Source organism: Aequorivita sp. IT1282, assembly GCF_058068205.1.
This window is the reverse complement of the sequence record NZ_JBYRHR010000004.1, coordinates 422,804-436,141: the sequence shown is the minus strand read 5'-3', so window position 1 is coordinate 436,141 and position 13,338 is coordinate 422,804. Positions and strand designations below refer to the sequence as shown.

Genomic DNA, 13,338 nt, shown 5'->3' with positions numbered 1-13,338 from the left:
GGCTTGGCGTGCAAAAATTTCTCGCAAAGGCGCAAAGACGCAAAGTCTTATTATTTCGCTTTGTAAACCAAATCGCCATTAATGAAAGTGGCAATTACTTTTGTATTCGGAAGTTCTTTTTCGTCAACCTTCATAATATCTCTATCGAGCACAGTGAAATCTGCAAATTTCCCTACTTCTATACTTCCTTTTTCATCTTCTTCAAAATTGGCAAATGCAGCCCAAATGGTCATTCCGCGTAAGGCTTCTTCGCGCGTTAAAGCATTATTCATTTGAAAACCATTTTCTGGATAGTTTTTCAAATCTTTTCGCGCCACAGCTGCAAAAAAAGTGTACATCGGGTTAACGTGCTCAACTGGAAAATCTGTTCCCAAAGCAATACTTCCAGCTTTTTCCAACAATTCTTTATAAGCATAAGCACCTTTCATTCGCTCTGCTCCTATTCTATCTTCAGCCCAATACATATCGCTGGTGCCGTGAGTAGGCTGTACGGAAGGAAGTATATTGTTTTTGTCATCAAAATAATTGAAATCCTGTGGCGAAATAATCTGCGCATGCTCTACGCGCCAACGTCTATCTGTTTTACCTTCCAACGCTTTTTTGTAAGCTCGTAGAACCGCAATATTTGCAGAATCGCCAATTGCGTGGGTATTCATTTGGAAATCTGACGCTGCAATTTTCTCGGCTAAATAATTCAAACTATCGGCTGTGGTAATCATAGCTCCAAAATGTCCGGGCATATCGCTGTACGGCTCGCGCATTGCGGCACCTCGCGAACCTAATGCGCCATCAGAATAAACTTTAAAAGAACGTACATTCAGCCTATCGGTTTTATAAACTCCTTTGTTTAAATAATAGTCACGATTTTCCCGACTATGACTAATCATAGCATACATTCTGAGTTTGAACTTTCCTTCTTTTTGAAGCGCATCTATTAATTCAATAATATTTCTATCTAAACCAGCATCATCAACAGTTGTTAGGCCGTATTGAAGACTGATTTTTTCAGCTTCCAAAAGCGCTTCTGTTGAAACTTCACTTGTAATTTCGGGAAAAGTTTTTCTAATCAAAGCCATCGGGGCATCGATGATTATTCCGCTGGGTTCGCCATTTTCTAAAACCACTTCGCCTCCAGCTACCTTTGTTTTTTTAGTTATTCCCGCAAGTTCCAATGCTTTTGAATTCACCAAATAAGCATGCCCATCTACACGTTGCAGCGCAACAGGAGTATTTGGAAATAAGGAATCCAATTCTTTTTTAGATGGAAAATTTTTATCGTCCCAATCATTTTGATCCCACCCGCGACCAATAATATAAGACACATCTTTTTCTTGTTGAAAAGCCACTACTCGCCCTAAAACTTCTTTATAACTGGCAGTGCCAATTAAATCTACGTTAAGCAAACCAAGTCCGAGTCCGTACAAATGTGCGTGTGCATCAATCAAACCGGGAACCACTGTGTTACCTTTGGCATCGTAGGTTTCCTTTATATTATATTTCAACTCAAGTTCGGGTTTTAGTCCTATTTCGAGGATTTTTCCGTCTTTTACAACCAAAGCGTTTGCCGTGCTGAAATCTTTGTCAACCGTATAAATAGTGGCATTTTTTATAAGTAAATCTGCAGCTATTTTATCGGGGGCGCAGGAAAAAAGTGAAACTGCGAATAATAGGGAAAGTAGTTTTTTCATCAATGGTAATATTTAAGGTGTAAAAATAAAAAAACATCCGCCACAGACGGATGTTTTATGAAATTATAATTTATTGGGTTTTTACCAGTCAAACTTATAGGTAGCCCCTGCCAAACCTTGAATTCCCTGCACAGGATAATTCATCCATTTTTCGTAATTATCGCCAAATAGATTACTTCCTTTTACAAAAACAGAGAGCCTATCGGTAAATCTATACCCAAAATTCACATTGGCGTCTACGTAACCATCCAGCGTTACTTCCTCAGCGAATGAACTGTTGAAAGGACTGTTATTATAAATTAAATCTTTTCTTTCGCCAACATAAAACAATGAAGCCCCACCGTATAATTTTTCAGTAATGTTGAAATTTGAAAATATTGAAGCCTTTAAATCTGGCAAGTTCCAAGCTTCAGTTTGCAAATCTGTGCTATAACTGTAATAATTTGCATTAATTCCTAAGGAGAATTTATCTGAAATTTCCACTTTCAATTCCCCGAAAAAAGCCAAGGTATTTATGTCGTCATAAACTACGTTGAAAGAATTTCTGTATTCATAACCTTCTAAATTCGGATTCGGATTTAGATTATTCATTGCATTGGCTTGAAAAAGCGCTCTGTTTTCATCTTTTCCGTAGGAAGCTCTTACGTTATAACCAACGGAATTGGACAATTTTCCTTTAATTCCTCCAAAACCTTCATAGAGATTTTTGGTTGGAAGAATATATAAAGTAGGCGATACAAAAGGATTTTCTTCCTTGAAATTATAATACGTATTTTGCTGAAGTCCGCCTTCGGCACCTCCGTATAAAATTACCATTTCGTCCATTAATCGGTACGATAGATTAAGTTTTGGATACAGTGAAAATTCAGAATCGCTATTCTCAGAATCTACACTTATAAATCCTGCAACACCCAACGAAACGGTTAAATCATCATTTACAAATACAATTGACGGAGCTATTCCAGCATTTAAATAACTGTATTTAATATCGGAATTGTTTGCATAATTTCTATCAAAACTTCCGCTTAAATAGTCAACATCGCCATCAATTTTTAAAGTCAAACTTTCTAAAGGAAACGAAAACTCGGGTTTAAATGTGGCGTTAAATTCCGAAGAAGAAAAAGCATCGCTCAAATAGCGAATATTTGCAGTCCCTTTTTCGAAAAACGAATCATCAATTGCAATACTACCGCCAACATAACCACTTATATAAGTTTGTTGCGGATCAATATCCACATTTGGGTTTTGTGCAAAAATAACATCCGGCACCCCGTACCAATTATATAGCTGATGCTCCACACCCGCGTCAAGCCTATAAGTTGCTTCTCGCTGGCGACTTGTATAATTTGCGTCAAGACTTGTATCGTAATATTTATTATCCAACTTTACGTCTTTAATATCGCCCTGTGACGAATTGTGACGAAAGAAAAACCCAGCATTATCCGTTCTGCTTATTTCGAAATTGCTATACAATTCACCTAAAATAGATGTGTAATTTCCGAAGCCAAGCGTGGCGTAATTATCGTACAATTTTATTGCTTTTGCCTTTTCTACAGTAGTTGCTTTTCCTTTTGCAGGCGTAAAAGTTGAAGCTACTGGCACAGAGAAAATACTGTATTTCACAGCTTTTTTTGTTGTGGAAATAGAATCGTTCAACGATGGCGTTTCCTTTACTTTAAAAGCATCCGAAATTGAGGGAGTGTATGGTTTAACAATGTTCACCACTTCAGGGTCCAGTTCTTTTTCTTGTGAAAAAGCCGAAAAATGAAATAGAAATAAGGCTGGAATTGAAAATAAAACTATTTGTTTTATGGACATATTTTCAAATTTTTATAGATTTTTTTTATAGTTTGCTCTGCGTTCTTTGCGCCTCTGCGGTGGAATAATTACCGCAAAAACGCAGAGGAAGCTGAGATTAGTTTCCGGTTTCTACCGATGAATTAGTTTTTGCTTCTGCGTTTTTAATTATCGCTAGTTCCGCTTTTGCTTCTGCGACCACCTCTGGGAAATCGGTGAAATTTTTAGTTACACTTTCCAAAATATACGAAGCTTGGTATGCATCTTTTAAAGCGTAAAAATTCTTCGCCATTAGCACCAAACCTTTAGCACCGTATAATTTGTAACCAGAATAATCCTTCGCCAATTTCTGTACTGAAGCATTTGAAGCTTCATACTTTCCTTCCTTATTTTTGAAATAGGCATCAAAATAAAGCGATTCCGCAGCAAGTTGGCCGATTGCAATTTTTTGCACTTCGGCGTAGGCGGTCTTAGCTTTGGATTCGTTATTGGTTTTCATTGCAGAACGGGCAATAATTACCTGCGCATCACTTTTTATTGAATTGTCAATTTTAGAATTCTGAAGTACTTTTTCGGCATAGTTTACAGCTTCAGCATATCTTTTCAATTCATACGAAGCTTTCATACTATTGGTCTGTGCAAAAATAATGTTCTGCGGAAAATCTGCTTCGGCCTCTAAACGCGTTAAGTATTTTAATGCGTTCTGATAATCCTTTTTGCCTAAATACAATTCTGAAACACGAGCTAAAGCTTGCTCGGTAAATTCGCTTCTTTCGCGTTTAACTACAGTTTCAAAATGTGGGATGGCTTGATCACTTTTTCCGTCAGCGAAATAAATCTGACCTAAATAGAAGTGCGCATTTAAGGCGTGTTGTCCATTCGGGAATTGTCTTAAATAATCTTCAAAACGGCTCTGCGCTTGTTTTTGATTGTTTTCTAAATAAGGCTGCTCTGCTGCGGAATAAGCTGCATCATCGAGTTCCGTATCGCCCACTTGCACGTAATCTAAAGTTTTTACCCAACGTGCATATTCGTCAACATTTCCTTGATCTATATAAATAAGTTTAGCTGAAGAAACGGCCTGCAAAGCTTCTGCCGTTGACGGGAAATCTTTCGCAACTCGTTTAAAAATAGCTAACGCCTCATTACTTTTTCCTGTATTTTCATAAATCAATGCTTTTTTCAGCAATGCTTTTGAAACAAAACTGCTGTTTGGAATATCGCGAACCAATTGGTCGTAGCTCGAGATTGCTTCATTATTTCTATTTTTTGCAACGTATGTATTTCCCAATTCATACAAAGCATCATCGCGGTAAACAGAATTTGGATATTTTTTTATGAATGCAATTAATTCTTCAATTTTGGTGTCGCTTCTATCCACAAAACCATAACTAATGGCTTTTTGAAATTGCGCATAATCGTTGTCGCCGCCCATTTCCATAGCGGTATTGTAGTTTTCCATTGCTGGCCAATACTGGCTAGTAACAAAATAACTATCGCCCAAACGCAAATACGCGTCCTTTTTACGCACTTTTTCTGCGGAAGAAGAATTCACATAACTTTTAAAATTGGTTATGGCGTCCGTGTAATTTTTCTGTTTAAATTGATTGTAAGCTAAGTTGTACTTCAAATTTTTATTTTCTGAAGTATTTTGTGCACCAGGCATCTGCGCAAACTTTTTATAACCAGCCAACGATTTGTCGAAATTTGATAGCTGAAAATCACTTTCTGCTTTCCAATATGTAGCGCGAGCAGTAAAATTAGCGTCTTGAGGTTCCTTTAAACTTTTATCGAAAAAAGTAATTGCTAGGTTGTAATCTGCTTCATTATAAAGTTCAATCCCGCGATAAAAAGCAACTTTCTGATACGCCGTTTTATCTGCGAAATTTTTGTTGTTTTCTAACAAATCCAACGCTTCCTTATAATTTTTTGAAGTGATGTAACTATCAATCAACAATTTTTTAAGTTCGTCGTTATTGGCATTATTCGGATATTTTTCAATAAACGAAAGCAAAACCTGAGGCGTGCTTTTGTAGCTGTTACCAATTTCGTAACTCAACTTTGCATAGTTTAAATATGCGTCCTCTTGAATTTCGAGACTGAAATCCATTTCCGAAGCATTTTTAAACGCGTTTAAAGCTTCCTGTTTTTTATCTAGTTTCAAATAGCTTTCCGCCAAATGGTAATAGGCGTTTTGGGCAACGGCATTCTTTCCGTCTACAATTTTATTGAACTCGCCAATTGCACTTTCAAAATCGCCTTCTTTGTAATAAGCGTATCCCAATTGGTAATAATCTGTGTTATTCCATTTGCCGCGAGTGCCTTTATATTCCTTCAAATATGGAATTGCTTCAGCATATTTTTCAAGATTAAAATAGCTTTCGCCAATAATTTTTGAAAGCTGACTTTGTTCCTGCGGATTGCTTTTGCTGTACTGCTCCTTCCCCATATCAATAGCTTTTTGGAAGTTACCGAGTTTAAAATTCATATCGGCTTGGTAATAACTAAGATCTTCGGAATAGCGCTCTTCGCCTTTTACTTCTTCGAAATTTTTGTTCGCTTCTTCATAATCATCGCCTTCGTAAGCAATAAAACCTAAATAATATTTTGCTTGTGAACCGTATTTCTGAGAATTTGAAACCTTATTAAAATAGCTTTTAGCGTCGTCGTATCTTTTCGCTTTAAAGTAAGCGTAGCCGTTGTTAAAATTGAAACGTTCCTGCTCGCTTCGGCTTAAACTACTGGCATCAACTTTATCGTACCATTTTTGAGCGTGCGAATATTTTCCGTTTTCAAAATAAAAATTCGCCACATCTATATATGCCGAATTTCGTTTTAAACTCGTCGGGTATTTTTCTACAAAACTTTCCATCAGTTTGTCAGCATTTTGCTGATTCAACCGCACGGCAGCATTGGCGATGTAATAAGCGCAATCGCTTTCCACAGTTTCATCGTTGCTACTGCTTTTTATTTTGTCGAAAAGACTTTGGGCAGCTAAATATTGACCATTATTATAAAGTTCTAGCGCCTGATTAAAGTCCGCTAGGTCGTTTGAATAGGCCGCAGTTTGCTGCGAAAAAGATGAAAATGAAAGGAATAGAAAAAGCGATAAGACAAGGAAATTCTTAACCATTTGTTACAGTTTTTTTGTGGTGTAAAGGTATTTAACTTTAAAGGTAGCTTTATACGATACTGTAATTTTTTAAGGTTTTATTAACGAATGATTTTTCGGTGAATTTCTCGGTATCATAACGGCACAATTAGCAATAAATTACATTTCAAATTTATATAGGAATATTATTTATTTTTAATAATTAAATTTTTTTTTCAATGATTTGAAAATCAATTGATGATGAAAAAATTCAAAGGAAAATATAGAATTGAATCCATTCGTGCACAATGGTGGGATTACGGATGGAACGGCGCCTATTTTATAACAATTTGCACCAAAAATAGAAATCATTTTTTTGGCGAAATAAACAATGGGAAGATGGTAATTTCACCGTTAGGGATTATTGTGGATATGTTATGGCTCGAAATTACAAATCATTCAACCCACATTTCATTGGGTGAATTTGTTGTTATGCCCAACCATATCCACGGTATTTTATTGATTGATAAACCTGATGACGATGATGCTGCAGAGGCAAGGCATGCCTTGCCTCTACGGGGCACAACGGGCAAAAATCGATTCCAAAATCAGGGGAAAAATACCATTTCATCAATCGTGGGTTCCTATAAATCGGCGGTCACGCGACATGCCAATCGTTTACAAATAGAAAATGGTTGGCAGGCAGGGTTTTATGATGTTATTATTCGGAACCATGGGCAATATAACCGTATTGAAAATTATATTAAAAAAAATCCACAAAATTGGAAAGAGGATAAATTCCATAATTAATACCCTAACTGAAAAATCAAAAATGTCCTAATCCATAAATATCACCTATTTTTATAAAAATTTAATTTTCATGAAAAGAATCATAACTACAGTCTTTATAATAACTGTCCTGCTATTTTGTTTTTCCGCAACGGCCCAGCGTAACCCATTTAATAACCTTACCGAAAAAGATGGAAAAATTGGTATCGGAACCAATTTTCCCGACGAACTTTTAACCGTAAAAGGAAAAATACACACGCAGGAAGTTTTGGTAGATTTGAATGGTGTATTAGCACCCGATTTTGTTTTTGAAAGCTATTTCAATGGTTTTTCGGAAGCCATGCCTGAATACAACTTAATTTCGTTGGAAGAATTGGAAGTATTTTTAAAAGAAAACAATCATTTACCAAATATACCTTCCGCCGAAGAAATGCAACAGCAAGGAATTTCGTTAAAAGAAATGAATCTCCTTTTACTTCAAAAAATTGAAGAATTGACGCTTTATACACTTCAGCAGCAAAAGGAAATTGACGCGCTGAAAAAATTCGTTCAAACTTCAAATAAATGATTTTAAAAAAAACGTGGGAATGGGCTAAAAACCATCCCTATACTTTTCTTTTCGTTTTTGGAGTATTGGCGCGGGTTTTAGTGTACGTACTTTATAATGGGCACATAAGTATTTTTAATGATTCTGGCGGTTATATAACCATCGCCGAAATGATTAAAAACTGTGATTTCACCAACTATAATGGCACGCGTACTCCTGGATATCCGTTCTTAATATTTTTAGCAAATCTCTCTGTACCAATTACCGCCTTTTATCAAAACATACTGGGGATACTGACTTCTTTTATGCTTTTTTATATTTTTTATAAGAATAGCAGAAACATAAATTTTTCACTTTTTGTTGGACTTATTCCTTCTGTTTTTATGCATCTTCTTTTTTACGAACGTGCAATTCTTACAGAATACCTCACCCTGTTTAGTTTGGTGCTTTGCGTTTGGGTTTTGTTTAAAACTGGTTTTTTCGCGCAGCGGCTAAGTTACCTCAATATTTTACTGATAGGTTTAGCGGCAACATTGGCACTTATTGTGCGACCTATGTTTGTAATTCTTCCACCGTTTATTGCCTTTTATTATTTGGTTTTAAACTTCCGAAGAGGAATATTTCACAATGCTATTAGTGTAATTCTTTTATGTCTTCCAGCTTTCCTTTTTTATATATCCTGGAGTTCTTTCAACGAAAAACATACCGGATACAAAGCCATTACAGCATACTCAGGGATAACTATAGCCCAAACAACTGTGTTCTTTGCCGAAAGTGCAGATGCTAAATACGCCGATCTTAGAGATTTACACGTTCGGAAAAGAGATTCACTGATTATTATTGGCAAAGATCCTGCAATGGCTATTTGGCATGTTTTTGCAGAATTGGAAAGAAAAGACTCTATTTCAGTGGCAGATTTTTCTCAGCTACTTAAACCAATGAACGACGATTTATTAAAAAATAATAAGCTAGCATACATAAAAAGAGTCTCATTATCTTGGATAGACTTTTGGGGAACAGGCATAATGTGGGATTACGATTCATTCTCAATCAAAGAAATTAAGTGGGTTTTAGCAGGATTTTGGCTGTTTATAATGACGCCAATCATTATTTTACTGAAAATACTTTTTTTAATAATATGTGCATTTCATTTTTATGAAAGAATACGTAATAGAAAATGGCTATTTACTTTTGAATTCTTCTGTGTTTTACTAATTTTGGGGGCATCGCTCGGTCAAGCTTTGGTTGTCTTTGGAGGTAACTCCCGCTTTTCAATGCCATTTTTCCCATTAATACTTATAGTTGTAGTTCAATTTTACCTAAACAATAAAAAATATGTCCCAGACAGTTTTAGAATTAAAAAACGCAGCCATTTATCAAACTGATAACTTGGTGCTCTCCGACGTTAGCGTGCGGGTTGATAAAGGTGAATTTGTTTACCTAATCGGGAAAACAGGAACTGGGAAAAGTAGTTTTATGAAAACCCTCTATGGCGATTTGCCGCTTCGAGAAGGCGAAGGAAATATTGTGGGTTATGATCTTGCAACCTTAAAAGAAAAAGACATCCCGTTTTTACGTAGAAAATTAGGCGTAGTCTTTCAGGATTTTAAATTACTGAATGATCGCACCGTTCACAACAACTTACTTTTTGTACTTACTGCAACTGGCTGGAAAGATAAGCCCGCAATGGAAAGTAAAATTAACGACGTTTTGTCTAAGGTAGATATGAAAACCAAAGCGTTTAAATATCCCTACCAACTTTCTGGTGGCGAGCAACAGCGCGTGGCAATTGCCCGAGCACTTTTAAACGACCCAGAATTGATTCTTGCAGATGAGCCAACTGGAAACCTCGATCCGCAAACTAGCGTGGAAGTAATGGAAGTTTTACGCGAAATAAACAAAAATGGAAACACCATTTTAATGGCAACGCACGATTACGCTTTACTATTGAAATATCCTTCCAAAACATTAAAATGCGACGAAAACCAAATTTTTGAAGTAGTTCAAAAAACAGTTTAGCTCTTTAATTGAAAAAAGTCATGGTTCAAAATGTCCTGCCAAGAACTAATCATCCAAAATACTAGGATCCCGAAGTTGAAGCTCACAATCTTTTGTTAGTGAAGGGTCTATTTTCAGATGAATTTTACCCAAAGCATTGGGTTTTAAAACCGTATTTTTTGAAATAATTATTCTCTTTTTCGAAGTTAAATTCAAAGTAGCGTTTTCCGTAAATTCTTGATTTTGGATCATTACTTCCGAAATAGCATTTAGTTTAAAATCCCAGCGGCTAAAACGCTGATTTTCGATTCTAACTGGTTCTTTTTCAGCAAACATATCAAACACCATTTTCACTGCACGACCTGTATTTAGCATTCCCGCGCCGTACATTCCTGCGTAAGGTTTATTGGGCTCTACATCGTCAATGTTCGTAGAAGTTAGTTTTATGATGCTCTCCACTTGTTCGGCAGGAAGACACGGATAAAGTGAAAACATAAGTGCTACACTTCCCGTTACCAATGGAGCCACCCCCGAAGTTTGATTAAATTCACTCACGTCTATTTTATCCCGCAGTGAGAGTTCACTGTATCTAAATATTCCACTTGAAGGCGCTACAATATCAATTGCACTGTTCAAGTTTCGGATACTAATAGGATACATATGCGGAACTTGTGTAGTATCATTATTTTTAAAACCTGCAGTAAGCCCAACATAATTGCGGATGTTTTTCACATAATACAATCCTTTGTCTTCTTCTATTTGTATGTTTTCCTCAAAATTCTCATAACGGTGCGAAGCTGAACTAACCGCGATTACTCCATCATAAGATGCGGGATAGTAAAATTTCTTTCCGTGGGTTTTAATATAAGATGGGTTATGGCCGATGGCAACCACTACAGTTCCATTTTCCAGCATTTCATAAATGGCTTGTTGTGCTGTTTCATAATAGTGTGTAAGTCCCCAACTGCAATTAATTACTTTCACGCCCAATTTAGAAAGCTCCACCAACTGTTCTAAACTATCAAAATGGCGGTAATTTGTAGAATAAATACTGCAATCGTAACAAACTCCTGCAATTCCGTAAGCGTTATTCCCTTGTCCTGCAGCAGATTCAGCTACCGAAATACCGTGACCTTTTGCCAAATATGACTCTTGAATAACCTTGCTTTTTCCTGCAAATTCTTTGTCGTCAGGGGGCACGGAACCGTCTGAAATCCCAACAATAACATCGCGAGAACCTGTTGTATAATACCAAGCTTTTGGCACGCCCATCACATCCAGATAGTCGAGGTTTACTTGCGCGCCTAAATTTTCACCTATCGTACTAGTCAAGCCATAATCATTTGGCTCAAATATTTTTTTGTCTTCCTCGGCTATCAATTCGCCAAATTCAAAAAGATGAGAAGCATTTTGCAGCAAATCTGTCATCATTGCTTCATTATTGGCAATTACAAAAAATGTCTTTTTCAGATTTTCCTTCTTGGCGTGCTTCCACGTTTTTTTGAAACTCTTGATTTTATAATTTCGTAATGCGGCTTTTAACCTGGCATCGTTGCCTTTATAAATTAAAAACTCATCTTCTTTTTCAAACTTTGGCACGAATGCCGTATCGCGTGCACGCAGATAAAACCAAGCATCAGGCTGCGCATTTGCTGAAAATGCAATGAGAAAAATTAGAGAAAATAGGAGAGTTATACGCACTTAAAATTCTTTTCACACAAGATACTTCTTTTTTAGAAAATTGAAGAAATATTGAAACTTTACGAGGCATTTCTAATAAGAAATATTCCGCATCCAAAAAAGTTTGCTGTATTTTAGCGGCATGTATCAAACACTTAAAAAAGTAGCACTTTCGTTAGTTCCGAAGAAAATTCTTTTTAAACACGAAGTGTTTTTTCGCTCCATTTTTGCATTTCACTTACGCGGAAAAACCCACGAGTGTCCCGTATGCGGAAAGGGTGTTAAAAGCTTTATTGAAATACCTGCCGATCTACTCTGCCCCTTTTGTGGAAGCCGTTCGCGAACCCGAAGACTTTATTCACTCCTAATTGAAAAGAACTTACTTCACGGAAAAGTGCTTCATTTTTCGCCTTCCCGAAGTGTTTACAGATTACTAAAGAAAAACCCAAACATAAATTATTTCAGCACCGATTACGAAGATGAATTTATTGCTGAATACAATTACGATATCACCAAAATTCCGTTGGAAGACGATGTTTTCGATTTGATAATATGCTATCATATTTTAGAGCATATCGAGGACGATAAAAAAGCCATGGAAGAATTGTTTCGAGTTTTGAAAGCGGATGGAACTTGTATTATCCAAACCCCTTTTAAAGAAGGTACTATTTACGAAGATTTTTCAAAAAAGTCGCCAATAGAGCGGCTGGAAGCTTTCGGGCAAGAAGACCATGTGCGCGTTTATTCTGTGGATGGATTACAAAAAAGACTTAAAGAAAACGGTTTCCAAAATGTTGAAATCAAAACTTTTTCTGCAAACGAGCATTACGGGTTTATGGAAGAAACTATACTAATTGCAAAAAAATGATTTCAATCCTAATTCCTACTTATAATTACAATGTATTTCCGTTGGTTGAATCATTGCATAGTCAGGCTATAAAACTGGCGATCGACTTTGAAATCAATGTTTACGACGACTGTTCGCCAAACCCCGTTGCTGCTAACGAAAATATAAATAGCTTAGAAAATGCCTCTTTCCAAATATTGAAGAACAATATTGGCAGAAGTGCAATTCGGAATCTTTTGGCGAAAAACGCGAAATACGAAAATCTACTTTTTCTAGATGCAGATACCGAAGTGATAAAAGAAGATTTTCTTCAAAATTATATTGCCGCAATTCAAAAAGATACTGAGATAATATATGGCGGAATCCTTTACCAAGCCGATCCTCCCGCAAAATCAGAAACATTGCGCTGGCACTACGGCCAAAAGCGAGAAGCTTTGCCTGTTTTGGAAAGACAAAAACAGCCACATTTACGATTTCTGACTTTAAATTTTCTGATAAAAAAATCAGTTTTTTCCAAATTAGCATTCAACGAAGAAATACCTAATTTAAGACACGAAGACACACTTTTCGCTTTAGACGCTAAAGCAAAAAATGTAAATGTTACACACATTGATAATCCCGTAATCCATCTTGGATTGGAGAGCAGCGAGATATTTCTTAGAAAATCAAGAGAATCTGTTGAAAGTCTACATAGCTTTGTTTCTCAAGGTCTCATAAACTTTGATCAAACAGCACTTTCTAAAAAAGCTCAAACGCTAAAAAATTATAAATTGAAAAGTGTGTCGGCTGTATTTTACAAAACTTTTCGCGGCATTATGGAGCAAAACCTTTTGTCGTCTCAACCATCATTAATTATCTTCGACATCTATAGATTGGGATATTACCTCAGTTTGTAAAAAAT

At 36.3% G+C, this 13,338-nt stretch carries 10 protein-coding genes; 6 read left to right on the top strand and 4 right to left on the bottom strand.

The window, feature by feature from the left end; translation table 11 throughout:
* Window positions 1-50: 50 nt before the first annotated feature.
* The 3 genes from AC3RVG_RS11275 to AC3RVG_RS11265 form a co-directional block, all read right to left on the bottom strand.
* Window positions 51-1,688 (bottom strand): amidohydrolase, encoded by a 1,638-nt coding sequence (locus AC3RVG_RS11275; protein ID WP_489691562.1) that lies wholly within the window; start codon window positions 1,686-1,688, stop codon window positions 51-53.
* A gap of 81 nt (window positions 1,689-1,769) precedes the next feature.
* A complete protein-coding gene (locus AC3RVG_RS11270; protein ID WP_489691561.1) occupies window positions 1,770-3,506 on the bottom strand; it encodes a porin family protein in 1,737 nt (578 codons plus the stop codon).
* Window positions 3,507-3,603: 97 nt separating this feature from the next.
* A complete protein-coding gene (locus AC3RVG_RS11265; protein ID WP_489691560.1) occupies window positions 3,604-6,618 on the bottom strand; it encodes a tetratricopeptide repeat protein in 3,015 nt (1,004 codons plus the stop codon).
* Window positions 6,619-6,834: 216 nt separating this feature from the next.
* On the opposite strand from AC3RVG_RS11265, the gene AC3RVG_RS11260 reads away from it, so the two are divergent.
* The 4 genes from AC3RVG_RS11260 to AC3RVG_RS11245 all read left to right on the top strand — a co-directional run bounded on the left by AC3RVG_RS11260 (window position 6,835) and on the right by AC3RVG_RS11245 (window position 9,931).
* A complete protein-coding gene (locus AC3RVG_RS11260; protein WP_489691559.1) occupies window positions 6,835-7,386 on the top strand; it encodes a transposase in 552 nt (183 codons plus the stop codon).
* Window positions 7,387-7,456: 70 nt separating this feature from the next.
* Window positions 7,457-7,933, top strand: coding sequence for a hypothetical protein (locus AC3RVG_RS11255; RefSeq protein ID WP_489691558.1), 477 nt, complete (start codon window positions 7,457-7,459; stop codon window positions 7,931-7,933).
* On the top strand, window positions 7,930-9,297 hold the full coding sequence (locus tag AC3RVG_RS11250; protein WP_489691557.1) for a hypothetical protein: 1,368 nt from the start codon (window positions 7,930-7,932) through the stop codon (window positions 9,295-9,297). The genes AC3RVG_RS11255 and AC3RVG_RS11250 overlap by 4 nt, the downstream gene beginning before the upstream one ends.
* Window positions 9,248-9,931 carry a cell division ATP-binding protein FtsE gene (locus AC3RVG_RS11245; RefSeq protein WP_489691556.1) on the top strand — a complete coding sequence of 228 codons (684 nt, stop codon included), beginning with the start codon at window positions 9,248-9,250 and terminating at the stop codon, window positions 9,929-9,931. The genes AC3RVG_RS11250 and AC3RVG_RS11245 overlap by 50 nt, the downstream gene beginning before the upstream one ends.
* A gap of 45 nt (window positions 9,932-9,976) precedes the next feature.
* Here the strand turns inward: AC3RVG_RS11245 and AC3RVG_RS11240 are convergent, their stop codons facing one another.
* Window positions 9,977-11,611 (bottom strand): S8 family peptidase, encoded by a 1,635-nt coding sequence (locus tag AC3RVG_RS11240; protein WP_489691555.1) that lies wholly within the window; start codon window positions 11,609-11,611, stop codon window positions 9,977-9,979.
* A gap of 121 nt (window positions 11,612-11,732) precedes the next feature.
* On the opposite strand from AC3RVG_RS11240, the gene AC3RVG_RS11235 reads away from it, so the two are divergent.
* Window positions 11,733-12,458: a class I SAM-dependent methyltransferase gene (locus AC3RVG_RS11235; RefSeq protein ID WP_489691554.1), complete on the top strand. Its 726-nt coding sequence runs from the start codon at window positions 11,733-11,735 to the stop codon at window positions 12,456-12,458.
* Window positions 12,455-13,333: a glycosyltransferase gene (locus AC3RVG_RS11230; protein WP_489691553.1), complete on the top strand. Its 879-nt coding sequence runs from the start codon at window positions 12,455-12,457 to the stop codon at window positions 13,331-13,333. Before AC3RVG_RS11235 ends, AC3RVG_RS11230 begins: the two co-directional genes overlap by 4 nt.
* Window positions 13,334-13,338: the final 5 nt, after the last annotated feature.